The sequence below is a fragment of the Bradyrhizobium sp. YCK136 genome (assembly GCF_044570075.1).
GTDB classification, from domain to species: Bacteria; Pseudomonadota; Alphaproteobacteria; order Rhizobiales; family Xanthobacteraceae; genus Bradyrhizobium; species Bradyrhizobium diazoefficiens.
This window is the reverse complement of sequence record NZ_CP172424.1, coordinates 5,794,407-5,819,586: the sequence shown is the minus strand read 5'-3', so window position 1 is coordinate 5,819,586 and position 25,180 is coordinate 5,794,407. Positions and strand designations below refer to the sequence as shown.

The following is a 25,180-nucleotide window of genomic DNA, read 5'->3' as shown; positions in this document are numbered from 1 at the left end:
GCGCAGCATTAACGGCATCTCGGATTAGTCGATCCGACGCGGCGATCGGTTCGGGGTACATTGAGGCGAACATGCTTCGTCCAAATCGTTGGATCTGGGTCTTCATCGTTGGCGCTGGCATTTTCGGAACCAATGCGCATGCCGACGATACTGTCGTCCGCAGCTTTGCCAGCGGTTTGGCTGCTTCCATGGTCGGCATCGTTCCGGCCAGCGAGGACGTGGAACTCGCGGGACCACAAGCACTCAGCGCCGACGGGCAGGGCAACCTGTTTGTGCTCGATCAGGTCAACGGTCGCATCCTGCAGTTTGACCCGAAACAGCCGAACTCAGATCCTGACGTCCTCAAGATGCCGAAAGACGTCCAGCCGACCGATCTCGTGGTCCACAACGACGACATCATGGTTTGGGACGGCGGCGTACGGACGCTGAAGGCGGCGCCAGGGCAGTCCACGCGCGGAATCGGTGGTGACGTGATCCAGCTTGAGGAGGTCTCGAGCCGTAGCGCGGACGATCAGGTCGCCGTCTCCGCTTTCGCCCAGATGGGATCGCAGGCGCCCGGCAGCGCGGCCGACTTGCTCGACCAGAATACCCGCGCGGCCATCGTCAAGACGACGCGGCAGCCCGACCGGCAATATGTGGCTTCTCGAAGTAAGGGCTCGGTGATCGCCGATATCGTTCCGGACAAGGGCAATGCCAGCGTAAGGGTCGAGATCCAGACCATGGTCACCAACGAGACGATCGGACAGCTAAGCCTGCGGGTGCGCAACCAGCTCGGAACGGTGGAGTTTCTTGAGATCGACAGCGGCGACCGCTTCTACGTGCTTGCCGAGGACGTTCCGCCATCGGGAAAGAACGCCTCCACGTTCGTCGCACGCTATGCTGCGAACGGCCGTCTCGAGGGAATCTATGAGCTTCCTTTGGAAAATACGCCGCTGACCCGGCGGTTCGTCACGGTTTCGGGCGATGGCGATGTCTATTTCCTCCGGACCAAGCCGGACGGAATTGAAGTGGTTGGCGTCGGCTTCCGGCCGCTGACCAACGCTTCCATTATCGACGTGCGGCCGTCGCGAACGGCAGCCGCGCCAGCACCGCAATCCGGCGTCAAATTCGACGCGTCGGCCGCTGTGAGACCTTCCAATCGCCAGCAGGCTATCGAGACCGCGTTTGCATTCGAGGGCATCCAGTGGAAGCTGACGCAGTCGAACTACGGCAGCGATCCCGACAGCCAATGCAGCGGCTTCAGTCGTATTCGGCGGCCGTGGTATCTGCAGGGCAAAGTGAACCAGGAGGTGCGCGGTGTGCCCTATTGCTGGGGCTGCCACGGTTCGCTCGCGAACTTCCGGCAGCGGATCGACAGCGGAGCGCTGGCTGGCAATGTGTGCACTCGCAACGCGCCAAGGCCGGATGTGGCTGGCGTCGACTGTTCGGCATTCGTCAGCGCCGCGTGGGGACTTTCTGTCCACTACACGACTGCCGCTATTCCTGCGATCGCAGCCCCCGTGGCAAATCCCTGGGACCTGAAGCCCGGCGATGCGCTGAACAAGCCGGGCTCGCACGTGATGTTGTTCCTGCGGTTCACGCCCGATCACAAGGCCGAGGTGATGGAATCCTCGACCGGTGGCTGCAACGGTCGCGTCTGCCGCAACGTCTACCCGTTGGCGAGCCTGCTTTCGCGTGGCTACGTTCCGGTCCGCTTTCGGGCGTTCGCGGATGACCAGGCGACAGTCTCAGCGAGCGCCTATCAAGAGGCCGAACCGCAGCCGGGCCGCAAGACGGCGAGCAAAAGGCGCTGAACCCGGTGTGTCGCTGGCGCTACAGAATGGATAGGAAGGATGTCGAGGTGGATCACGATGCGGATGCCCAGGGAACTTGATTGCGGGATCAAGCGGCTATGCGCCACCATCGGGCTCGCTGCGTTGATCGGGCTGATATCCCCGGACGCGCATGCGACAGGAGGATTGTCGATCAGCAATCCGGACGGGGCGGCGGTGCGCGCGCTCGTGATCGGGATCGATGACTATCAGCACGTGCGGAAATTGAAGGGCGCGGTCGCCGACGCCACTGACATCGTGACCAGCTTGAAGAGCATGGGGGTTGGCGACGTCGTCGTCCTGACTAACGCACAGGCCGACAGGGCAAGCATCTTGCGCGAGATCAGTTCACTGGTGGAGCGGACCAAGAACAACGACCTCATCTTTCTGTCGATCGCAGGTCATGGAACCCAGGAGCCGGAGCGCGTCAAGGGCTCGGAGCCGGACGGGATGGAGAACGTGTTCCTGCTGCCAGGCTTTGAAACCACGCCAACCGGGTCCATTGAACGTGTTCTGGGCAGTGAGTTCAACCATTTCATCCGGCAGTTCGAGCTTCGCGGAGCGAAGGTGATCTTCGTGGCTGATACCTGCCACGGCGGCGGTATGGTGCGCGATATCGATCCGCGTGCCGCTGAGATGAGCTTCCGGCAGGTGCCGCGTTACACATTGCTGGTTGACGAACTGAAGCCGGTGTCGGACAGCAACGATCCGAAGTCAGAACTCGATCTTGACCACACGGCGTTCCTGGCTGCGGTGGACCGCTACACCAAGGCGCCGGAAGTCCGCATCCCTGGCATCGATGGCTTGCGCGGGGCTCTCAGCTATGCGGTCGCACGGGCGGTGGAGGGTAGCGCGGACATCAATCACGATGGGAAGGTGACGCTCAAGGAGCTCTTCAGCAATGTTCGACAGGTGGTCTATCAGCTCTCGGACCAGCGCCAGAACATCGTGACCATATCATCGCCGCCTCAGACGCCGGATACCGACATCGCCTTCGAATTGACGCGCGGTGTCGTGCTGATTCAGGGGCCGGCCGCGAGAGCGGCCTCCGGCCAGGCCGGATCCGGGGCGCCCGTCGAGGGACAAGCGCCCGCGCCGGCTGTCACGGCCAAGGCACCAAACATTCCCACCCTTGCCGCGGCGGCGACCAAGGAACTTCCGACCGGCGACGCGCCGGCCCCCCTCCGTCTCGCTGCGCCAATCCGGCTGGCGGCGCTCGACGGCAAGACGAACTATTTTGCGAGCGTGGCGCCAAAGGATGTTCCCGTGCAGGCTGTTCAACCGACGGACAATCCCGACCTGATCTGGGATCCCGTGTCGCACGACGTGATCGCGTGGGGCGACGTAGTCGCCTACGGGATCGACGTTGCCAGCCTGCCGACGGTCGTTGACCGGACAGCGGCAATTCGTGAACTGAAGCGCATTGCGACCCGGTCGCCGCAGATCATGCGCATCTGGCCGGACGATCGCCAACAGCGTGCTGGCCAGACTGTCGAAGTTGATCTGTCTGATGTGGGGTCAAGAGCGGTGTTGCTGTTCAATGTGTCTGGCGATGGCACCATCCAATTGTTGTATCCGGTGGGTTCCGATGCGGCACTGGCCCGATCGGCGAGTTTGCGCCTACCGCTCAGGGTCGGCGAGCCATTCGGCGCGGAACAGATCGTTGCAGTGACCTCGCAGCAACGCATGGTCGATCTTGAGACAGTCCTGATGCAGCTCAACCGGCGCCGCGCTTCGGGGCAGGTGATCAAGAGCCTCGAGCGGTACTTGCCTGCGGACGCGCGGATCGCCTCGGTCGGCTTCTTCAGTGTTCCCTGACTTTTAGGGAGAGCAGGCCATGCCGTCATCGCTGCCGATCCGCCGGGAGCGACCATGGCTCGCATTCCTGCTGCTGCTGGCGGGTAGCGGAGCTTCGTCCGCAGCACCGTTGCCGTCGGCATCGCTGAATGTCGGCACGACGTATGCACCCTGGCTTTGGCCCGTACAAGCGGCGCGCAGGCAGGCCAATACCGCGAGTGTGTCCCTTCAGATCCTGCCGGGTCAGACCGTCAACCTCGGCGGCAAGGTCACGTTCGGCGTCACCGCGAGGAAGCCGGGATATCTCATTCTCGTCGACGTCGACGCGGAAGGGCGAATGTCCCAGATCTTTCCGACTCCCGAGCTATTGGCGCAGTCGGACGGACGCGACATCAATCTCGTCAAGCCCGGCGTCGAATTTGTCGTTCCAACCCCGGCGGCTCGGCAGCGTGGTTTTGAATATGTCGTCTCACCGCCGACTGGGTCAGCCGTGATGATCGCCATCCTGAGCGAGCGGCGGCTGCAGTTGCTCGATTTGCCGGACTTGCCGCGCAAGCTACAAGATCAGGCCGAGGCGTTGAGCTATCTAACGGCCTGGACCAGTGAGCTGCGCGTGCCGGACAACGGCAGCGGAAAGCTGGTGACGAATAATTGGTCGTTCGACGTCAAATCCTATTCCATCAAGTGAGCCCGGCAAGGCCAAGGCCTGTGAAGGCTAAAGCTTGCTCAGCCGACTGAAGAAGCCACCCCGGGCGATCATGTAATGAATGTCCTTTGGAAAGGGAAAAGCGCTGCGAACGTTGGAAATCGCGCCCTGAAGGAATTCCCCGTGCTGTGGCGCCGGCTTGTGGTGCAGACGCGGCTGGTCAGCGACCTGCGGTATCATGAAGCGATCCACGTAAGCCGGGTCCAGGTCGTTGACCCTGACCATCTGGCCAAATGCCGGGAACAGGTCGTAATGACCGACCCTTACGCTAAGGTTCTTGAGAGCAGGGCGTTGTGGCTGCGCTTGATTGCCATCGGCCGTCGCCAGCCCGCGCCCGATCAGGTCCAGCTTCACCGATTGCGGGAGAGTTGATGGACCATACACGATCTCGAGCGCGCGGCCGCTCTGTCCAGACAACCACTGATACCAGAAGGTCGCATCGTCGGGCCGCGCATTGGCACCGTAGAGGCAGTCAAATCCCCAACAGGCCGTCAGCTTGCCCTGGTACTTTCCAAGGTTCCCGACGAGATTGCGCATGCCGTTACCGCCGCCGGAGTGGCATGCGATGATGAGCTTACCGATCTGGAGCTGAGGAATGGACGTCGAGGAGAGACCCAGGAACCTGGCAAGAGCTCCAAGGACCTCCTCGAGATAGCGTTCGCCCCAGCTCGCGGTTGCCAGGTCAGACACGTTGTAGTTTCCGGCAAAGGTGTCGCCAACGGCATATTCGTAGCCCAGGAACGGCGCGATAAGAACCACGTCCTTGCCGGAATCCCGGACCTGTTCGCGCAGCCGCGCTGGATCGTTGTGGAATAGGAATTCATGGTTTTTGACATAGAAGCCGTGAAGCCAGATCACGACATCGAACTTGGTGGCAGCTGTTGGGTGCTTTGGCGGAAGATAAACCGCCGTCGGCTTCATGCCGGGTGCCTGCCGCTTCGTGAAGAGCGTCACCCCCGGAAAGGCGTTGGCGTCCTTTTGCTCAAGCTCACACGCAACCACGCAGGTCGCTCCGCTTCGGCCAATCCAGGCAAGGACCTGGCTGACCTGGTGTTAAGCTCTGCTGCCCGTCACACATTCTCGACACCAAAATCCGCGCGGCCTCCTGGCCTTCCATGACGCCGTGGCAGCCTTGCGCGTTGCTAGCGGCAGGACTCGACATTACCTACGTTGCCCCCGGGGCCGCCCCCGCCGCGGTATTCGAGGTGGCAGCCGCGACTGACCTGACGGCACAGAGATTGATCACAAACGATCTGACCACTGCCGCCGCCGCTGTTCTTCACAGTTGCTTGCCGCCGCGGAACGTCGGCTGTTGGCTCCGGTCTCTCGCGGGCCGAACGATCCGCACGTGACGGACGCTCGTCCGTGTTGCGCTTCGCAACCGGTTTCTTCCCGCGTCGCTTCTCGCATTCATTGTCGTCGTTGAGGAACGAACCCTCGGCACAGGTGATCCTACTGCACTGGTCGCCGTCGGGCCTGTAGCCGCGATCGCAGATCAGCGGGCAGACCCGCGATGGCCTAAGCTTGATCGCGTCAAGAGCATCCAGACTTGCAAGCTTGACGTCCAGTTTGGTGCCTGCGTGCCGGTTGAAGAGAGCCAACGAGCGCTGCGAGGCCGCATTCCATTGGCCATCGACGGGGCCGGCGAAGCAGCCGACGCGGTTCAATTCGCCTTGTACGGACTTGGCGATATCGGCTCTTGCGATATCGGTCTGGCGCGGCTCGTCGCTCAGTGCCGCAAGCTTGGGCGTCTTGCTGTCCTCACCGGGCGCAGCGGCCGTAGGGTTATCCGCGACGGTACTCTCAACGGCCGGCTTATTCCCGGAGAGTGCAGCGACGATTGTAGATTCGGATGCAGTCCGTTTCCGTTCCGCCTCGGTGGCCTGCTCCTGCGCCGCTTGCTTCGTCCTCTCGGCGGCAATCCGGGCCTCTTCCGCAGCCTTCAGATCCGCGGCCGCCTTCTCCTGTTCGGCGCGCTGGGCGCCCTGGGACATCAGGCGAGCTTGTTGCTGCTCGGCCTGCTGCGCTTTCGCCGTCGCCGCGACGCGTGCGTCCTCGGCCTCGAGCTGATTAAGCTGCAGCTTTGCCAGATTTGAGTAGTATCCGTCTGGATGCTGGGTCAGGAACGCGTTCAGAGCGGGCTTGTTGCGGAGCTGCAAGGCCAATTCGTAATCGCGACGAATTTCCGACTGGGGGTTGGCTGCTTGTATCGGCTCCTCGGCCTTGGCAGCCGGAACAAGTGCAACGTCTTCGCCGCCCAGCGAGCCGTAGACATAGGGCTCCTGTCGGTTGCCCGTGGCTTGCAAGACATCGTCGCGGACGAAGCCGAAAGCCCTGCGCAAGTCGAGCCCCGGCTTTGCAATATACTTCACGAGAGCCGTCGCGTACGGACTATTCTTGCTGTTGCCATCGAGTGCGGTTAGTCCGGCTTTCGCCGCAAACGCGATCAGTGTGTTGGAGACGGTGGGTTCGACCCTGGCCAGCCCGCGGCTGATTGATCGCGAGGCAACTGTACGCTTCATTGAGTCGGCAAACGGATTATTGCGGCACGCGTCGACGATCACAACGCGCAGCTGCCTCGCAGGCTCGATCGCCAGCAGGACACGGTCGAGCGAGAATGCTTCGTCATAGATATCCGTGTCACGCTCGAGTCTGGCGTCTGTCGGGATCAGATAGTTCGTCCCGTCGATCTCGATACCGTGGCCAGCATAGTACACCAAGGCAATGTCGGCATTGCGGGCCTGATCGGCGAATTCTCTCAGGGCCCGCCGCATGTCGGTCGCGGCGAGGTTGAGCCTTGAGTCAACCACATCGAAACCTGCGCCCTTTAAGGTCGCGGCGATGGCCGCAGCGTCATTGGCCGGGTTTGGAAGCAGTGGGGCGTTTTGATAGCTGGAATTGCCGACCACCAAAGCCACGCGCTTTGTCGCCCAGGCTGGCTGAGAGGCCAGGAACAGCGAAGCGGCGAGAAGAAGACAAACCCGGAGGTGCCTGTACAATCTCATGGCGAACACCCAACCTATGCCCGTAGAATGGTGACGTCGCGAGGACGGCCGCGTAAGAAATAATTCCTGAATTCGTACGCTACTGGCGGCTGCCTGTCTGCATACAGTACCGATCTCGAGCCCGATCCATTCCTATGTGTTGTTTTGAAATGCGGAGGCGTTCAAAAGGTGCGGAGGATTATTGCGGCCGGGCGTTGTGCGCCGATTCATGTGGATGATCGGCGCCTGCCAATGTTGTGCTGTCGTGCGACCTCGGTATAAGATGTTGATGTAAAACAATTATTGTATTTTTGCTGGCCTGCACGCGGCAGCGCACCAGAAGGCTCTGACGTGGTTCAAACGAAAGTTCCGCTGACGGCGATCGAGCGGACGTGAAGTCCAAGGACGGGCTCGCGGATCGACCGTCTCGGTCGCAGCTTGCAATCAGGTCAACAGCGCGGAGCAAGGCCGTCAGTTCGGCTTCGGGCAGTGATGGACTTTGCGAAGAATTCGACTCGTCCATCGAGCTATGGCTTGGCGACCACGAAGCCGTAGAAGTTCTCCAGGAACTGATCCTCCGTGAGAGAGGACGTTCTTGTGGCCTTTGTACTCTTCCTCTTCCCAAATGAAGACCGTCAGTTTCAAGTTCCCGCCGAAGCGCTCGATCTTCGAGCGCAGGACGATCCAATGACGAGCTTGAGCCACATCGAGCCCGACGTCGCCTGATCCGACGCGTCGAGCAAACTGGGCGTCGATAAGCAAACAGACGCGGTAGCCCGCGGCAAATAGCCGGCTCGCCCTATCTATACTGCCGGTGCCCGACGGTGAAACACGAGATCGTCTTCTTGGAAGTCGGTGTAGCCGGCGCGGTGAATCTCCATCGGGGGCATGTCCCCCCGGACATTGTTCCTTCGGTAGAGTCGAAATGAAATCAGTCCTCCGAATTGCGGAGGACAGCGCGCGGAGATACAATCGCAAATTCCGAACTTCGGAGAAGCTAATGCCTATTCCCTTGAGGATTTACATCACGCCATTTGCCGAGAGAGGGGTCGTTGAGCCCAGGCAATGGAGCAGCGACACGGCCAAGAAGGCGCTCGACGTGGTCAATACGATCTGGTCAAAGGCCAAGATCGCGTTCGTGATCAGCGATTGCTTGATGGAGAAGCCGCTCGACATGGCAAAGAGCGCACGCAGCAATGATCAGCGATTGCTGGGTGTTCTTACCTCTCGGCACGATCCGGACAATGCCATCCACATCTACCTCGTCAATTCGATCGAAAATCTGTCCGCTGGCGGAGGCTCATACCCCAATAGCGAACCCGAGCCGGCAAGCTTCGTCCAGTGGTATGGCAATGACCACGCCAATGGACGCGCCTGGGCTCACGAGCTTGGTCATCTGATGAGCCTTGATCACGTCGAGATCGATTATTCCAATGAGAAGCAGGCGGCGCAGCGCGTCAAGAACCTCATGACGATAGGATTGAGCGCCGGCTCCAACTTGACTGGCCAGCAGATCGATGCAGCCAAGGGCTCAAAGCTGGTCAAGCGATTTGGTGGATAAGTCGTTGGCCGACCGCAGAAGTCGTCGCCTCCGTCGTCCTGCAGATCGCGCGTCCGCGCGAAACGGTCCGAACGTCCTCTGCGCGAGGCGGTCTCCACTGAATTCAGCCAAACGATCACATTGTGGCAATCGACGCAGTCGTGTGCTCCCCGCCCGACGTCGAGGCGGCAAGTTCCATCGCGCCGGGCCTCGTAGGCGGAGCCCTTGGCGAGCCCCTTGTCGGAAATCGAAAAGCAACTGAATGACTGCGTTTCGCGCATGGCAGCGACAGCCTTAGTGAGAGTAAATCGAGGAACCGACGCCAGGTTCCTGTTCGCGAGAACCTCGTCGCTCCAGCTCAGAGGTTTAGCGCGAGAGTCCATGATTGCGATCACAGAACCGGTGACCACTTCGCCTGCTTTGCGCAAAGCCATCCGCAATTGACACGCAATGCCAAATCACCAACGAGCACACCAAGTGCTTCCGCGATATTGCGCTGCGGTTGCTGGGCGACGCCTACCGTTTCGCTTTGTTTTTGATGGGGATCAGGCAGACGCAGAGCAAGCCGGCAAAAGTACTATCTAGATGCGCTGTCGCTTTGACAGCGGTCGGGTAGGGGCTTCGAGGTCTAGGGAAATTCCGCGAAGTCGTCGTGCTGTACGAGTTCCACGGCCTGTCCTACCGCGACCCCTCCGAGGTCGTCACTGCTCCGATCGCGACAATGATGTCGCGTTGCACAGCGCACACTGCTTCGGCGCCAGATCGAAATGGGAAGAAGATCACAACCTTCGTTGTAGCTGCCGATTTCATGAACTTCTCTTCTCTTGCCCGCACTAAAAACAAGGCGGTCCTGCGCCGTCCGGCCGATCGCCGACGAGTTGCTATCTGTTCACTGCAGGTCGAAGAGACATGTTTCACAAAACTGGTCCGGGCAGGGTTGACGTCGATCTGGATTTTTCAGGAGTGGGGGTTCTGCACGCGCGGCTCTGGAATTTCGATTTCGATGACTTTGCCGGCTACCAGTTTCGGGGCTTGAAGAAAGAGCATTCCGAATTTCTGAAGAACGAAGTGGTACCCCTACTCGAGGATGACGCCGGTCAGATCTGGATGACGGGCTCCGCGAGCCGGATCGGTGCGGCCGATTGGAATATGACGACGTCGGCCAACCGCGTGATTACAGTCGCGCGGTCTCTGTCCGAGATGGGCATCCACCCGGAGCAAATGCAGACGCACGCCATCGGCAATACGCAGACGGCAAATCACAGGCTGGACGAAGACAGCGATAGATCAGTGGTCCTTTGGGTGCTCCCGAAGGTCTATTTCGAACCGATCATAAAGCCAGACTTGCCGCGACCCGTTCCGCCGAAGCCAAAAGTCAGTCGAAATTTCAAGATAGCCATGCTGCTTGAGGTCGACGGTTCGATCTCGTTCGCCGCGAGAGCGGCCATCAAGCGCATCGTGAAGGGCAGGGCTGGAGCCGGGATTGCGTTTGCCAGCGCCTTGTTCTCCATATGGGACACGGAAAACAATTTGAAGTGCACCTACGTCTATGCGGCGGTCGGCCTGGGCTTTGGCTTGAGCCTTCCGAAGACTGGCGGTAGATCGGGTACCCTGCATGGCCCGTGGAATTCGTTTACGACTGAAAAGCCAATCTCCTGTTCGCAGTTCGGCAAGTCGATGCGCTTTACGACAATCGGCATAGGCGATGTGAGCAAGAACTGGATCCTGCTGGAAACGCCCAAGGGGGTGAAGGACGTCTACTTGAGCATCAGCACCGGCACGACCATAGGCGGCGGCGCGTCGACATACCCAGCCCATCTGAGCGCTTTCATCCCGCTGGAGAGACCAAAGTCGTTTGGCGGGCCGTGAGCATGCCGAGGCCGACCAAGCCCGCATACAGCGGTTCATGTCCCGAGCTAGCTTTTGTTGGCTGGACCTAGTTCAAACTTCCCCATGATGGATTGGAGCGAGAGTTCAAGTTTTTCAATCGGTTAGAGCGCGGCGTGTGCACGACGTGTGCACCGGGAGATCAAGAAAAATCTTACGACATCTAACTTGAGCAAGCGTGCTGAAGTGCGGGCGCAGGGCGCCCCTTTCTGGCGCCGCATTCGCGCAGCAGAACTTGCAGCTTAATAGATCAATGATGCGGAAACCTGGGATTGGAGCGGCTGACTCTTAATCAGCGGGTCCCAGGTTCGAGCCCACCAAATCAATAGCTTGGCGAGCAAAACCGTTTGAGCAGCTGATTTTTCAAACGGTTCTTTCTTGCGGACAACGCACTGCCGAGCAGGCGGGGACGACGTTGACCGGGCAAATGTCGCCTGGCTACATCCGATCGCCGTTCTCGACGTGGAAAGCCCTCAGCATCGCAAGACAGGCGCTCGTTGCAGCGCCCACTTCCAACGCGTTGGATACGGCGGCCGACAGTGCTTGCACGTTTGCGATCGTCACGGTGATGAAACCGGGCTTGGCAACCAGACCCGCTGCGACGGCCTCCGCGATAGCATGCTCGTTCGATGCATAGGAAAGGAGCTTAGAGTTCTGGTCGGCGGCAAGCTGGGCCGCATCAATGAGATGCTGTCCAGGCGCGCGCGCGTCGCCATCGGCCGGAAGGACCGCAAGCAGGTTCATCGCTTGCGACAAGCGTTCGAGAATGAAATAGCCGCCCTTGGCATCCGCGAGCACCTCGACGGGATGCGGCCGCTCGAGAAACTGTCCACCGAACTCACCGATATCCGGGTAGGTGAATCGTAGACCGCGTTGTGCGCGACGGTTCACGCGACGAAACAGCTCTTCGATGAGACTGCTCGTCAGGACGCAAGGTTTCAATTCGCCCGGCAATCCGTCATTCCAGCCAGCGGGCGTGGACACATAGGCGGTGGTTGCCGCCATCGCGCCTGCGCGCAGGAGCTGAAGGCCGCTCGACTTATTCTGCGGCATGAAGCCGAGCGCGACGGCGCCGCCGCGCTCGGCAATCCGCCGCATCGCTTCCGATATCACGTGCATGTAGGCGCCGCGGGCGGACTTGACCGGAAGCGACCACGCCGCCGTCAGGATTCCGGCCAGCAGAGTTCCGCCGTCGGGCGTGATCATTCGCCGATAGGAGATGCCCGTTCCAGCAATCGCAGCACCGTTCACCTCGGCGACGACGATATCGGCCGGTTCGGACAAGGATGACCGCGCAAAACACCACCGCCAGCGGCGCCCGTCGCCCCAATCGCCGAACGATCGGTTCAGGGCGGCGAGATGCTCGGCTTCAAAGCCTGCGGGGTTGATGCTGACCTTCACAGATCATTCGCCTTGCCAATGGATGCCTGCGGCAGCGCCGCAACGCAGCGCGCGGCAATCTCGCCCATGCTGGTCCACCAGAGGTCCTCGCCGACTGTCTCCAGGTAATCAAACACAGCATGCAGGTGATCGCAATATTCTTCGCCGAGCCCATCCAGCGCAACATAGGATCCGGCCCTCTTGATGACATGCGCCTTGATCGCAAGCAGACCACCGTGATCGATAATTGACCTTGCCCGGTCGATGGTCGACGTCGCCTGATAGTTGGTCGTGAAGTTCAACAATCCACCGGATATCCATTGTGGCGCGATCAGTGACGTACCGGTGAGCCCGCTCATACCGCTCCGCGCTTCACGATGCACGGCGCTCACGAGGTCGCGCGAGGAGCCGACGAAGGTCAGGCCGGCGTCCCGCATTGCCCTCGCAAGTCCATGGCTCAGGTACCAGCCGGGCGGCGACATTCCCGGCACGAACGCCAGGTTGGCGGCGTGAAAGATTTGGAAGATCCCCGCCAGACTGCGCCGGCATTCCTCCTCGCTCGCATCCAGATATTCGAGATGCGTGGGGTGGCGTCCGCGGTTGTGCGTGAGGCCGTGCAGCCCGATTTCAACCCTTGGCAGGTTCTTGAGGAATTCGATGAAGCGCGGAAACCTGTCGATGCGCATCGTGCCTTCGGGCAACGTATTCCATTCGCACCAAAGACGCCGCACACCGGGAATGTGCATCAGCAGCGGGTGCGAAACGGATGGGTGTTTTGCGCGCCAATCGGCCGTCACGAACAGAGTAGCGCGCAGCTTCGAATGAGCGGTCAGCAGGCGGATCAGAAAACGAAGCTGCCCATGGTCGAGAGAGCTGGCCCCGCAAATTCGGACAGTAGCTTGAGTGGATTTTCTGCCTGACAGCGGCGAGGATTCTTGCTGCGAATCAGGAGCGAAGATGACGAAGAAGAGCCGCCGGACGCATTCTCCGGCATTCAAGGCGAAGGTTGCTTTGGCTGCGGTCAAAGGCGACAAGACACTGGCGGAGCTGGCGCAGCTGTTTGATGTTCATCCGAACCAGATCACGATCTGGAAAAACCAGCTCCTGGAAGGCGCCGCCGGCGTGTTTGGGCATGACAAGACATCGGCCGAGACGCCGGTCGATTTGAAGGCGTTACATGCCAAGATCGGCGAGCTGGCGTTGGAAAACGATTTTTTGTCCGGCGCGCTCACCAAGGCGGGCCTGCTGAGCGCAAAGCGATGATCGACCGCGATCATGATCTTTCTATCGTGCGCCAGGCGAAGGTCCTGAAGCTGGCTCGCAGCACGGTCTACTATGAACCTCGGCCAGTTTCGGCCGAGGACCTTGCCTTGATGCGTCGGCTCGATGAGCTGCATCTCGATTATCCCTTCGCGGGAGCGCGTATGCTGCGATCGTTGCTGCGGCGGGAGGGCGTATACGCCGGTCGCCGCCACATCGCGACGCTGATGAAGCGCATGCGGATCGAGGCGGTCTATCGTCGCCCGAACACGAGCAAGCCGGCTCCGGGTCACAAGATCTACCCGTACCTGTTGCGCGGATTGAAGATCGAGCGGCCCGACCATGCGTGGGCAATGGACATCACCTACATTCCGATGCGGCGTGGCTTCGTCTATCTCGCGGCGGTCGTCGATGTGTTCAGCCGACGGGTCCTGGCCCATCGCGTCTCGATCACAATGGAGGCGGCCTTCTGCGTCGAAGCGGTCCAGGAGGCGTTGGCGAAGCACGGCAGGCCCGAGATTTTCAACACGGATCAGGGCAGCCAGTTCACCAGCCTCGAGTTCACCGATGTGCTGCTGGACGCGAAGATCGCCATCAGCATGGACGGCAAGGGCGCCTGGCGCGACAACGTGTTTGTCGAGCGGCTCTGGCGCACGGTCAAATACGAAGAAGTTTATCTCCGCGCCTACGACAGCGTGTCCGAGGCGCGAGCGTCAATTGCCAAGTATCTGGCCTTCTACAATCAGGGACGCCCTCACTCGAGCCTTGACGGGCGCACGCCCGACGAGGCTTACTTCGGCACGCAAGCTATGGTGATGGCCGCATGACCGTCGCCGACGGTTTTGTCGTCGCTCTGGTCGGGCTACGCCCTCCCGACGCAACGACAAAACCGTAAAGCCCCGCGTTCAGCATAACCCGGCAGGAATCCACTTAAATCCAGCGGGGCGCTGTCCAAACAACCGGGGCCAGCTCTGGGCGCCGTTTCGCGGAGAGTGTGGCCCCCGGTTACGGGGCCGTGTGCTGCACATCAAAAAAGTATCGGTTGCACATTGAAATCGTGGTGGCGGGCCCGGATACCGGTCGCTACGATCCCTAATGAGAGGAAGCGCTGAGCAATTCAGCCGATAAGGGGACAGGGGCGGATCATCAAAAACCGCACCGGCCCGAAGGGAGCGGATATGGAACCGGACCTGGAAGTTGTCCAGATACGGCGCGGCGAATCGTTCAAGGCGTGGTCGCACGGCTACCCATTCCACACGGTCCGTTGGCATTTCCACCCTGAATACGAGCTGCACCAGGTCGTGGCGAGCTATGGCGGAATCTGGGTGATGACGGTGTGAGGAAGGCGGCGTATCGAGGCGGGTGACGAGCCTGCCAGAACCTCTCGAGGAGAGCGATACGCCATGACCGAGACTACCAATGTTCTTGCTTTCCGTCAGCCGTCCGCGGTTGATGATCCACTGACCGATATCGTTCGAGCCGGCGCGCGGGACCTGCTTGCCAGGGCGATCGAGATCGAGGTTGGCGCGTTTCTGGCCAGCACGGCCAATCTGACGCTGCCCGACGGTCGAGCGCGCCTGGTCCGACATGGGCACGGTCCGGTGCGCGAGATTGCGACCGGCATCGGTCCGGTGGAGGTCGCTCGTCCCAAGGTCCGCGACCGCGGAGCGAGCGGGCCAGGCGACCGCCTCCGCTTCAGTTCGGCAATCCTGCCGCTATGGGCGCGGCGGACGAAGAGCCTGGATGCCTTGATCCCGGTCCTCTATTTGCGCGGCATCTCGACCGGCGACTTCCAGGAGGCGCTCTCGGCGCTGCTCGGCAAGGATGCGCCGAACCTGTCGCCTTCGGTGATCGCCGGCCTGAAGGCCGATTGGCAGGTCGAGTACGAACGCTGGCAGAGACGCGATCTGTCGGCGCGTCGCTATGTCTACATCTGGGCCGATGGCGTGTACCTGCAGGCCCGCATGGAAGATCACAGCGAATGCATGCTGGTGCTGATTGGCACCACGCCGGAAGGCAAGAAGGAGCTGATCGGCTTCCAGGTCGGCGTGCGCGAGAGCGCGCAGAGCTGGCGCGAACTCCTGATCGACCTGCGGCAACGCGGGTTACGGATTGCCCCGCAACTCGCCATCGGCGACGGCGCCCTCGGCTTCTGGAAGGCACTGGACGAGGCCTTTCCCGGCACGCGGCACCAACGATGCTGGTGCCATAAAGTGAGCAACGTACTCGACAAGGTCGCCAAATCCGTGCAGGGCCCCATGAAGAACGACCTGCGGAACATCTATCTGGCCCCACACCGGGCCGAAGCTGAAACCGCGATCGACGTCTTCGTCGAGAAATACCACGTCAAATACGGACGTGCGGTGGAGTGCCTGATCAAGGATCGCCATGCGCTGCTCGCCTTCTTCGACTTCCCTGCTGAGCACTGGATCCACCTACGCAGCTCGAACCCGATCGAGAGCGTCTTCGCCACGGTGCGCCACCGAACGGTGCGGACCAAGGGATCGCTGTCGCAACAAACTGCGAAGCTGATGGTGTTCAAGCTCATCGACGCCGCATCGAAGACCTGGCGGCGATTGAAGAGCACGAACCAGTTGCCGAAAGTCATCGCCGGTGTAAAGTTCATCGACGGAATCGAAGTCATTCCGAACACTGAAAGCCACGCCGCCTGATCAGGCCGCGTCACCCAAAATCAGCCATAGCTCGGTCGTGGCAACCAGCGGTCGGTATTTCGTCGGCGACTTCATCGGCGAGTTCGAGCCGGGCAATCTCGTGCTGACCGGCCCCAACCTGCCGCACAATTGGGTGAGCGATCTGCCGCCGGGGAGCACCATCCCGCTGCGCGGACGCATCCTGCAGTTCAGCGAGGAATTCATCGGCGACCTCACGAAGGTCATGCCCGAGCTCTCGGGCCTTGCTGCGCTGCTGGAATTCTCTCGGCGCGGCGCGCTCTTCACCCGCAGCACCAGCGACAAGATTGCTCCGCTGATGGAGGAGATCGCGGCGGCGAACGGTGTGCGCCGGATCGAGCTGTTCCTGATGATCCTGGGAACGCTCTCCCGCGCCCGAAGCGCGCGTCCGCTCTCCAGCCCGAACTATTTGCCTGACCCCTCGGGATACATGTCCGCAGGGATGAACAAGGCGCTCGCCTTCATCCGGCAGAACCTGACGCAGCCTTTCGGTGAAGCTGAGCTCGCGGCGATCGCAGGCCAGTCGCAAAGCGCGTTCTCGCGTTCCTTCCGCCGGCACACCGGCATGTCGCTGGTGCAATACGTCAAGCGGCTTCGCATCAATCTCGCCTGTCAGATCCTGATGAGCGACGAGCAGGCGTCCATCACCGACATCTGCTTCGAGGTCGGCTTCAACAATCTCTCCAATTTCAACCGGCAGTTCTTGGCCGAGAAAGGCATGCCGCCTTCGCGGTTCAGGCGATTGCTCGCGCAAAACAGCAATACGGCCCGCGCGGCCTAGCCGGCGAAAATAGCAAAGGAGGACGACCACACCGGGAAGAATGACGTGGGCATGCCGATGGCAGCCCGCGACAGGAATCGCTTGTCCAGGAATTCGCCGCGCAGCACCGGCACTCAATCACCGACCGCGACGGAAGCACGCATCTCCAAGGATCAACCACGTCACTCCAGTTCTGGAAAGGAAAGTCCGAATGAAAAGCTTCTCCCCGAAACATGCGGGCAGGCTGGCCCTGGCCCTCTCGCTGCTCGGCACCACGGCGATGCACTCGCAGGCCGCCGAGGTAAAGGACGGAACTGTTGCCTTCCTGATGCCGGACCAAGCCTCGACCCGCTACGAACAACACGATTATCCGGGCTTTGCCGCAGAGATGAAGAAGCTCTGCGAGAGCTGCAAGGTGATCTACCAGAACGCCAGTGCCGATGCCGCGCGGCAGCAACAGCAGTTCAACGCGGCGATCTCGCAGGGCGCCAAGGTCATCGTGCTCGACCCCGTCGACTCCACCGCTGCAGCGTCCTTGGTCAAGATGGCACAGTCGCAGGGCATCAAGGTCATCGCCTATGACCGGCCGGTCCCCGACGCCAAGGTCGATTTCTACGTGTCCTTCGACAACGAAGCCATTGGCAAGGCCATCTCCGAATCGCTCGTCAAGCATCTCAAGGCCGCCAACGTCACGGCGAAGGAGGGCGAGGGCGTGCTTGAAATCAATGGATCGCCGACCGATGCCGCCGCCGGACTCATAAAGAAGGGCATTCACGCCGGTCTCGACAAGAGCGGCTATCCCATTCTGGCCGAATACGACACGCCGGACTGGGCGCCGCCGAAGGCGCAGCAATGGGCTAGCGGCCAGGTCACCCGCTTTGGCAAGAAGATCCTCGGCGTCGTGGCCGCCAATGACGGCACCGGCGGTGGCGCAATTGCCGCCTTCAAGGCCGCAGGCATCGATCCAGTGCCGCCGGTGACGGGCAACGATGCGACGATCGCCGCGCTTCAGCTCGTCATCTCCGGCGATCAGTACAACACGATCTCCAAGCCCAGCGAGATCGTGGCCGCTGCGGCCGCCCAGGCGGCGGTGAGGTTCCTCTCCGGCGAGACGCCCAAGGCGGAAACCACGCTCTTCAATGCGCCATCGAAGCTGTTCGTGCCGGCGGTCGTCACCCAGGAGAACCTGAAGGCGGAGATCATCGACAAGAAAATCCAGACGGCCGATCAGCTCTGCACCGGCCGATATGCCGCCGGCTGCAAGAAGCTTGGCATCACGCAGTAACCGCGCCTGTCCCGGCCGCGCGCGGCGGCCGGGACAGGCGACGAGAGGACGGACTGGCACATGACCACGGTCTCGGATGTCGATCCCACGCAGGACGGGCTGCGCAAGCCCGTCTTGAGTCTTCGCGGAATCTCCAAGCATTTCGGCGCCGTGTCCGCCCTGACCAACGTCGATCTCGACGTGCATGCCGGCGAGGTCGTGGCGCTCGTGGGCGACAACGGTGCTGGCAAATCCACCCTCGTGAAGATTCTGGCCGGCGTGCATCAGCCCACCTCAGGAACGATCGCATTCCGTGGTGAACATGTCGTCCTGTCCGATCCATCCACCGCACTCGGCCTCGGCATCGCCACCGTTTTCCAGGACCTGGCGCTCTGCGAGAATCTTGATGTGGTCGCAAATATCTTCCTCGGCCGCGAGCTCAATCCAGTGCGGCTCGACGAGGTCTCCATGGAGCTCCGCGCCTGGACGCTGCTCAACGAATTGTCGGCGCGGATCCCGAGCGTGCGTGAGCCCGTTGCGTCGCTGTCCGGCGGCCAGCGCCAGACCGTGGCGATCGTGCGTTCGCTGTTGACCGAGCCGAAGCTCATCCTGCTCGACGAGCCGACTGCCGCGCTTGGCGTCGCCCAGACCGCGGAGGTGCTCGACCTCGTCGAACGCGTTCGCGCCCGCGGCCTCGGCGTCATCATGATCAGCCACAACATGGAGGATGTCCGCGCGGTCGCCGACCGGATCGTGGTGCTGCGCCTCGGCCGCAACAACGGCGAGTTCGAGCCCGGCGCGTCCAACCAGGATCTCGTCACCGCGATTACCGGTGCGGATGAAAATTCGGTCTCGCGCCGCGCCAGCCGGCGCCACGCCCAGCAGTCGCCGGAGCTTGGTCGATGATCGACGACACGCAACAGGCTCCGACGGGGCGGCTGTTCGACCGCAGTGACGAACGGGTCAAGCATGCGGACACGCTTGGAAGCGCCATCGGCGCTTTCGTCGACCGCGTGCGGTCGGGCGACCTCGGTTCGCTGCCGGTGGTCGTCGGGCTCGTCGTCATCTGCACGGTGTTCGAGAGCCTCAATCCTGTATTTCTCGCGCCGAACAATCTGGTCAATCTGCTGTTCGATTGCTCGACAGTGGGCGTGATCGCTCTCGGCATTGTCTGTATCCTGATGGTCGGCGAGATCGATCTGTCGGTGGGGTCGGTCAGCGGATTTGCTTCGGCGCTCGTTGGCGTGCTCTGGGTCGGTCAGGATTGGCCGGTCGCCGTGGCAATCGCCACGGCGTTGGTGCTGGGCGCGGCCATCGGTGCGCTCTATGCGTTCCTGTTCATCCGTCTGGGAATGCCGAGCTTCGTCTCGACGCTGGCCGGCCTGCTGGGGTGGCTCGGGCTTCAGCTTTATCTGCTCGGCTCCTCCGGCTCGATCAACCTTCCGTATGGATCGCCGTTGGTGAATTTCGGGCAGATGCTCGTGATGCCGCCGATCGTATCCCATGTGCTGGCGGCGGTGGCGAGCCTGATCGTGTTCGTGACCGGCTTCCGGACGGCCGCGCGCCGGCGGGCGGCGGGGCTATCGGCCAGCTCGCTGGGCCGCATGGTGCTGAAGGCACTGCTGGTCACCATCGTGCTCGAATTCGTCGTCTATTATCTCAATCTCGGGCGCGGCATTCCCTGGATGTTCGGTCTGTTCGTCGGCCTGTGCGTGGTCATGAACTACGCATTGACTCGAACCAAATGGGGCCGCTCGATGTCTGCCGTCGGCGGTAACCGCGAGGCGGCCCGCCGGGCCGGCATCAACGTCCGCCGTGTCTATGCGACGGCGTTCGTGTTGTGCGCCACGCTGGCAGCCGCCGGCGGAATTCTCGCCGCAGCGCGGCTGGCATCGTCCAGCCAGCAGGCCGGGACCGGGGATGTGAACCTGAATGCGATCGCAGCCGCGGTCATCGGCGGCACGAGCCTGTTCGGCGGCCGCGGCAGCGCCTATTCCGCATTGCTCGGCGTCATCGTCATCCAGTCCATCGCGAGCGGTCTCACGCTGCTCGATCTATCGTCGTCGCTACGGTACATGATAACGGGCGCCGTCCTCGCCATTGCGGTCATCGTCGATTCGCTGGCAAGGCGCTCACGCCTTTCCCATGGCCGAGCTTGAATAGCGCTCACAAGAAAAGGACAAGCCTTGGCCCAGGAACTTGCAGGAAAAGTTGCCGCGATCACCGGCGCCGCGTCGGGCATCGGTCTCGAATGCGCCAGAACAATGATCGCGGCAGGGGCGCGGGTGGTGCTGATCGACCGGGCCGAGGAGGCGCTGAGCCTCGCCTGCGCCGAGCTGGGCGCGCAGGCGATCCCGCTGCGCATCGACCTCACGGATCCCGCGAGCGTGGCAACCATGATGCCGCAGGTGCTGCAGAAGGCGGGCCAACTGGACATCTTCCACGCCAATGCCGGCGCCTATGTCGGCGGCGAGGTCCTTCTCGGCGATCCCGACGCCTGGGACCGCATGCTCGATCTGAACATCAATGCGCTGTTCCGGTCGATTCATGCGGTGCTGCCGCATATGGTCGAGCGCAAGAGCGGCGACATCATCGTCACCAGTTCGATCGCCGGTCTCGTCCCCGTCGTCTGGGAGCCGATCTACACCGCGTCCAAGCACGCGGTGCAGGCCTTCGTGCATACCCTGCGCCGGCAGGTCGCCAAACACGGCTTGCGCGTCGGTGCCGTTGCGCCCGGTCCGGTCGTGACCGCACTCCTCAAGGACTGGCCCAAAGCGAAGATCGAGGAGGAGATGGCGGCAGGTGGCTTGATGCAGCCGGTGGAAGTCGCAGAGGCGGTGCTCTTCATGTTGACGCGTCCGAGGAACGTCACCATCCGCGACCTCGTCATTCTGCCGCAGAGCAACGACCTGTAGCAGCTTCCGATCGGCGATCCAGATGACCAAGCAATCCGGTAACCGCTGTTTTCTCGGCATCGATGTCGGCACCGGCAGCGCCCGCGCCGGCGTGTTCGATCGCTCCGGCAGACTCCTTGCGAGTGATAGCGCGCCTGTCGCGCTTTGGCGCGAGACCGGCGACGTGGTCGAGCAGTCGAGCGAGGACATCTGGCGAGCCGTATGCCGCAGCGTGCGCGGCGCGGTGGCGCAGGCCGGCATTGCGCCGGACAGTATCGTGGGCATCGGCTTCGACGCTACCTGCTCACTGGTGGTGCTGGGCGAGGGGGGCGCGCCGCTGCCCGTTGGCCTGTCGGGCGATCCTGCTCGCAACGTCATCGTATGGATGGATCACCGCGCCGCCGATCAGGCGCGCCGGATCAACCAGACGGGCGAGACGGTTCTCGACTATGTCGGCGGAACGATCTCGCCCGAGATGGAGACGCCGAAACTGTTGTGGCTCGCCGAAAACATGCCCGACACGTTTTCCCGTGCGTGGCAGTTCATGGACTTGACCGATTTTCTCACCTGGCGTGCGACGGGGAGCCTGTCTCGCTCCATCTGTACCGTGACGTGCAAGTGGACCTATCTGGGTCATGAAAACCGATGGGACGATCAATTCTTCCGCAGGGTCGGCCTCGGCGTGCTGGCGGACGAGCAGTTCCGCAGGATCGGCACCGAGATCGTGCCCGGCGGAACGGGGTTGGCGGCGGGCCTGACGGCGGAGGCTGCGGCCGATCTCGGACTCGCGACGGGTACGCCGGTCGCTGCCGGCCTCATCGATGCACATGCCGGCGGTGTTGGTACGGTGGGTGCGCGCGGCCCAGCGGGCACGGTGCTGACGCGCATGGCCTATGTGTTCGGAACGTCCGCCTGTACCATGACGACCACGCCGGATCCGTCCTTCGTTCCCGGCGTTTGGGGACCCTATTACTCTGCCATGGTGCCGGGGCTTTGGCTCAATGAAGGCGGGCAGTCGGCGGCTGGCGCAGCGATCGAGCATCTGTTGCAGATGCATCCGCATTCCGCGCAAGCAACGCAGGCTGCCAACCAGAAGCAGCAGACGCTTGCCGATTGGCTCGCTTCGGAAACCGAATCCCGCGGCGGTGACGGAATGATTCCGCAATTGGTCGGCGAGGTTCATGTCGTCCCGGAATTCCTCGGCAATCGCGCGCCGTTCGCGGACCCTGACGCGCGTGCGCTGATTGCGGGGCTCGATACGCGCTCGGATCTGGAGAGCCTGGTGGCGCTTTATCTTGCCGGGCTGTGCGGTCTCGGTTGCGGGGCCAGGCAGATCGTTCGTGCCCAGCAGGACAAGGGCATCGCGGTCGATACGATCGTGGTCAGCGGTGGCGCCGCAAAGAGCCGCCTTGTGCGGCAAGTCCTCGCCGATATGACGGGTTTGACGGTGGCTGCGTCGGCATCCCCGGAGGCCGTCCTGCTCGGCTCCGCGATGCTTGGATCAGTTGCATCGGGCGACCATGCCAATCTCGGCGAGGCGATGCAGGCGATGTCGGTTATGGGAGACATCTCTCGACCCCAGGCCGCTCTCGCAGACTGGGCCGATCGGCGCTTTCGAGCCTTCGAGGCCCTGCAGAAGGTCGGTCGGGCCATAAGAAGTGCTACGTAGCCCCATTGCCAGCTGGACCGGGCGTACTCAGGCACGGCTTGCATCCAACGTCGGGCGCGGCCTGCGTTGGAGAGGACATTCGACCCTCTTTCATCATCTCGACACATATGTCATTATAAAAATACAAATGTATAATCCGGGTCTTTTTGCCCGGCGAGGGAGGGCTGCCCATGGGTAGGAAAGTCGCATTCATTGCGGCCTTGTTCGGCGCGTTGGCATTGGTTGGTCCGGCGCAGGCGCGGGTCGAGGTCCAGTGGTGGCACGCCATGAGTGGCGTCCTCGGCGACCGGCTCAATGAGCTGGTCGAGAAGTTCAACAAGTCGCAGGACAAGTACACGGTCGTCGCGGTTGCCAAAGGGAACTATGATGAGGTGACCAACGGCGTGATCGCCGCCTATCGCGCCAAGCGGCCGCCGGAGATGGTGCAGATCGCCGAGCGCGGTTACATGACGATGCTGCTTTCAGGGGCCATTGTCCCCGTGCAGGATCTGGTGGAGCAGAAGGGTTACAAGATCGACTTCTCGGACTTCGTCAAACCCGTGGCAAGCTTCTGGAGCTACAAGGGCCGGATGTCGGCGATGCCCTTCAACTCGTCGACGCCGATCTTCTGGTACAATAAGGATCACTTCCAGAAGGCGGGCTTTGACAAGCCGGCCGACACCTGGCAGCAGCTGGAGAAGCAGCTCTATACCATCAAGTCCAAGGGGATCAGCGAGTGCGGCACGGTGCTGCCCGGCGACTTCTATTGGAGCCTGCTCGAGAACTACAGCGCCATCAACAACCAGCCTTACGGTACGCTCGCGAACGGTTTCGACGGGCTCGGCACCGAGTTCGTCTACAACAAGACGAAGGTAGTCTCGCAAGTCGCACGGCTCAAGAAATGGCTCGACGACGGCGTGATGCAGATCGCGGGCCAGGGCTTCAGTCCCGAACAATTGTTCACGTCGGGCCGGTGTTCTGCCTTCGTCAATTCGACCGCATCGCACGGCAACATCGAGCGCAATGCGACCATCAATTGGAGCGCCACCTTCCTGCCGCACGAGAGCGACATCAATCCGCCTCTCAATAGCACCATCGGGGGTGGGGCCATCTGGGTCATGAAGGGCCACACGCCGGAGCGATACGAGGCCGTCGCAGCCTTTCTGGATTTCGTCGCGCAGCCGGAAACCCAGGTCTGGTGGCATGGCGCAACCGGCTATGTTCCCGCCACCAATCGCGCCTATGCGCTCGCACGGGAGCGGGGCTATTACAAGGATCATCCGACCAGGGAGATCGCGGTGCTGCAACTCTCGCGCGGCACGCCGAACGAGAACTCGCGCGGCTTCCGCTTCGGCAACTTCGTGCAGACGATGCTGGCCCAGCGCCAGGAGGTCGAGGCGGTGTTCGCCGGTCAGAAGCAGCCGCAGGAGGCCATGGATGACGCAGTCAAGCGGGGTAACGAGATCCTGCGGCAGTTCGAAAAGCTGAATGCCGGGAAGACTCCGGAAGCCGATCGTCCATGACGTCGCGCCTGTCCATCCCGTGGCGCGAGGCACGCGCACCCGTGCTTCAGGGAAGGCACAGGGGCGGTGGGTCCAAGGCCGTGCCGGCGGCTGCCGCCGGCAGATCGCATACGTCAGGGAGAACGCGGCGGCGTGAGGAGGCCGGGCTGAAGCGGGCCAATTTCGGCGACGGTCCCGGCCTGCCGACGCTGCTGTTGCTGCCGCAATTGCTGATCCTGCTGTTCTTCTTCTTCATTCCGTCGCTGCGGGCGCTGATGCAGTCTGTTCTGCTCAGCGATCCGTTCGGGACCAACGTCCAGTTCGTGTGGTTCGACAATTTCAAGACGCTGCTTGCGAGTAACGACTACCGCCAGTCGATCGCGGTGACGTTCTGGTTCACGGTGGCGCAGAACGTGCTCACATTGGGCAGCGCGCTCGTGCTGGCCTTTGCCACTGACAGGATCGTACGCGGCCGTTCGGCCTATCGCACGATCATCCTGCTGCCATATGCCATCGCGCCGGCGATCGCCGGCATCCTGTGGGCCTTTTTGTTCAATCCGGCGGTCGGCCCGCTCGCGCAGGTGCTGCACGGGCTCGGTATTGCATGGGACCCCAACCTCAATCCGACCGATGCGCTGATCCTGGTGACGCTGGCCGCGTCATGGAAGCACATCTGCTACGACTACATCTTTCTGGTCGTGGGGTTGCTCGCGGTGCCGGTGTCGCTGATGGAGGCTGCCGCCGTGGATGGCGCGGGACCGATCCGCCGCTTCGTCTCGATCGCGCTGCCGATGCTCGGGCCGACCATCTTCTTCCTCACGGTGATGAACTTCATCTATGGCTTCTTCGAAACCTTCGCCATCATCGATGCCGTGACCAAAGGCGGCCCGGCCGGTGCAACCAACATTCTGGTCTACAAGGTCTTCGTCGACGGCTTCGTCAATCTCGATCTCGGCTCTTCGGCTGCACAGTCGGTTCTCTTGATGAGCTTTGCGCTGATCTGCACGCTGCTGCAATTCCGCTACTTCGACCGCAAGGTCAACTACGGGGTCTAGCC

Annotated in this window: 18 protein-coding genes and 2 pseudogenes; 16 read left to right on the top strand and 4 right to left on the bottom strand. The window is 61.9% G+C overall.

Annotated elements, in window-relative coordinates; translation table 11 throughout:
• Positions 1 to 71: 71 nt before the first annotated feature.
• From ACFLEY_RS28355 to ACFLEY_RS28345, 3 genes are read left to right on the top strand one after another with little or no spacing between them, the layout of a single operon-like run.
• Positions 72 to 1,793, top strand: coding sequence for a hypothetical protein (locus ACFLEY_RS28355; RefSeq protein ID WP_396604265.1), 1,722 nt, complete (start codon positions 72 to 74; stop codon positions 1,791 to 1,793).
• 39 nt (positions 1,794 to 1,832) lie between these two features.
• On the top strand, positions 1,833 to 3,629 hold the full coding sequence (locus tag ACFLEY_RS28350) for a caspase family protein (RefSeq protein WP_211433984.1): 1,797 nt from the start codon (positions 1,833 to 1,835) through the stop codon (positions 3,627 to 3,629).
• A gap of 19 nt (positions 3,630 to 3,648) precedes the next feature.
• Positions 3,649 to 4,296 (top strand): DUF4384 domain-containing protein, encoded by a 648-nt coding sequence (locus ACFLEY_RS28345; RefSeq protein ID WP_060911467.1) that lies wholly within the window; start codon positions 3,649 to 3,651, stop codon positions 4,294 to 4,296.
• Between the two features lie 27 nt (positions 4,297 to 4,323).
• On the opposite strand, the gene ACFLEY_RS28340 is transcribed toward ACFLEY_RS28345, so the two are convergent.
• Positions 4,324 to 5,316 carry a hypothetical protein gene (locus tag ACFLEY_RS28340; protein ID WP_028170710.1) on the bottom strand — a complete coding sequence of 331 codons (993 nt, stop codon included), beginning with the start codon at positions 5,314 to 5,316 and terminating at the stop codon, positions 4,324 to 4,326.
• A 140-nt stretch (positions 5,317 to 5,456) separates the two neighbouring features.
• Positions 5,457 to 7,319, bottom strand: coding sequence for a caspase family protein (locus tag ACFLEY_RS28335; RefSeq protein WP_249163196.1), 1,863 nt, complete (start codon positions 7,317 to 7,319; stop codon positions 5,457 to 5,459).
• A 979-nt stretch (positions 7,320 to 8,298) separates the two neighbouring features.
• Between ACFLEY_RS28335 and ACFLEY_RS28330 the strand changes: the two genes are divergently transcribed.
• Together ACFLEY_RS28330 and ACFLEY_RS28325 are read left to right on the top strand one after the other, a co-directional pair.
• Positions 8,299 to 8,859, top strand: a complete 561-nt coding sequence (locus tag ACFLEY_RS28330; RefSeq protein WP_060911469.1) for a hypothetical protein — start codon at positions 8,299 to 8,301, stop codon at positions 8,857 to 8,859.
• Between the two features lie 888 nt (positions 8,860 to 9,747).
• Positions 9,748 to 10,707 (top strand): OmpA family protein, encoded by a 960-nt coding sequence (locus ACFLEY_RS28325; RefSeq protein ID WP_060911470.1) that lies wholly within the window; start codon positions 9,748 to 9,750, stop codon positions 10,705 to 10,707.
• A gap of 456 nt (positions 10,708 to 11,163) precedes the next feature.
• On the opposite strand, the gene ACFLEY_RS28320 is transcribed toward ACFLEY_RS28325, so the two are convergent.
• Together ACFLEY_RS28320 and ACFLEY_RS28315 are read right to left on the bottom strand one after the other, a co-directional pair.
• Complete coding sequence (locus tag ACFLEY_RS28320) at positions 11,164 to 12,126, bottom strand: hypothetical protein (RefSeq protein ID WP_028170734.1); 963 nt, start codon at positions 12,124 to 12,126, stop codon at positions 11,164 to 11,166.
• Positions 12,123 to 13,130, bottom strand: coding sequence for a hypothetical protein (locus ACFLEY_RS28315; RefSeq protein ID WP_396605010.1), 1,008 nt, complete (start codon positions 13,128 to 13,130; stop codon positions 12,123 to 12,125). The genes ACFLEY_RS28320 and ACFLEY_RS28315 overlap by 4 nt, the downstream gene beginning before the upstream one ends.
• Here ACFLEY_RS28315 and ACFLEY_RS28310 point away from each other — a divergent pair.
• The 11 genes and pseudogenes from ACFLEY_RS28310 (at position 13,063) to ACFLEY_RS28260 (ending at position 25,178) form a co-directional block, all read left to right on the top strand.
• A protein-coding gene (locus ACFLEY_RS28310) for an IS3-like element ISRj2 family transposase (protein ID WP_085967151.1) occupies positions 13,063 to 14,192 on the top strand; the annotation gives its coding sequence in 2 pieces (ribosomal slippage) (positions 13,063 to 13,315 and positions 13,315 to 14,192; 1,131 coding nt in all). The genes ACFLEY_RS28315 and ACFLEY_RS28310 overlap by 68 nt on opposite strands.
• Positions 14,193 to 14,543: 351 nt before the next feature.
• Positions 14,544 to 14,693: pseudogene (locus tag ACFLEY_RS28305) on the top strand (AraC family transcriptional regulator); the annotation flags it as partial.
• 75 nt (positions 14,694 to 14,768) lie between these two features.
• Positions 14,769 to 16,037, top strand: a complete 1,269-nt coding sequence (locus tag ACFLEY_RS28300) for an IS256 family transposase (protein WP_038952271.1) — start codon at positions 14,769 to 14,771, stop codon at positions 16,035 to 16,037.
• A 13-nt stretch (positions 16,038 to 16,050) separates the two neighbouring features.
• Positions 16,051 to 16,836, top strand: a pseudogene (locus ACFLEY_RS28295) (helix-turn-helix domain-containing protein); the annotation flags it as partial.
• Positions 16,837 to 17,026: 190 nt separating this feature from the next.
• On the top strand, positions 17,027 to 18,100 hold the full coding sequence (locus ACFLEY_RS28290) for a sugar ABC transporter substrate-binding protein (RefSeq protein ID WP_028170792.1): 1,074 nt from the start codon (positions 17,027 to 17,029) through the stop codon (positions 18,098 to 18,100).
• A gap of 60 nt (positions 18,101 to 18,160) precedes the next feature.
• Positions 18,161 to 18,985 carry an ATP-binding cassette domain-containing protein gene (locus ACFLEY_RS28285; protein ID WP_060911498.1) on the top strand — a complete coding sequence of 275 codons (825 nt, stop codon included), beginning with the start codon at positions 18,161 to 18,163 and terminating at the stop codon, positions 18,983 to 18,985.
• Complete coding sequence (locus tag ACFLEY_RS28280) at positions 18,982 to 20,238, top strand: sugar ABC transporter permease (RefSeq protein ID WP_396604264.1); 1,257 nt, start codon at positions 18,982 to 18,984, stop codon at positions 20,236 to 20,238. The genes ACFLEY_RS28285 and ACFLEY_RS28280 overlap by 4 nt, the downstream gene beginning before the upstream one ends.
• A 27-nt stretch (positions 20,239 to 20,265) precedes the next feature.
• The gene (locus ACFLEY_RS28275) at positions 20,266 to 20,994 is read left to right on the top strand and encodes an SDR family oxidoreductase (RefSeq protein ID WP_028170795.1); all 729 of its coding nucleotides are present in this window, start codon (positions 20,266 to 20,268) and stop codon (positions 20,992 to 20,994) included.
• A gap of 22 nt (positions 20,995 to 21,016) precedes the next feature.
• On the top strand, positions 21,017 to 22,642 hold the full coding sequence (locus tag ACFLEY_RS28270) for an FGGY-family carbohydrate kinase (RefSeq protein WP_211434204.1): 1,626 nt from the start codon (positions 21,017 to 21,019) through the stop codon (positions 22,640 to 22,642).
• 170 nt (positions 22,643 to 22,812) lie between these two features.
• Positions 22,813 to 24,144, top strand: a complete 1,332-nt coding sequence (locus tag ACFLEY_RS28265) for an extracellular solute-binding protein (RefSeq protein ID WP_211434205.1) — start codon at positions 22,813 to 22,815, stop codon at positions 24,142 to 24,144.
• The gene (locus ACFLEY_RS28260) at positions 24,141 to 25,178 is read left to right on the top strand and encodes an ABC transporter permease subunit (protein ID WP_080667992.1); all 1,038 of its coding nucleotides are present in this window, start codon (positions 24,141 to 24,143) and stop codon (positions 25,176 to 25,178) included. Before ACFLEY_RS28265 ends, ACFLEY_RS28260 begins: the two co-directional genes overlap by 4 nt.
• The last annotated feature ends 2 nt before the right edge of the window (positions 25,179 to 25,180 follow it).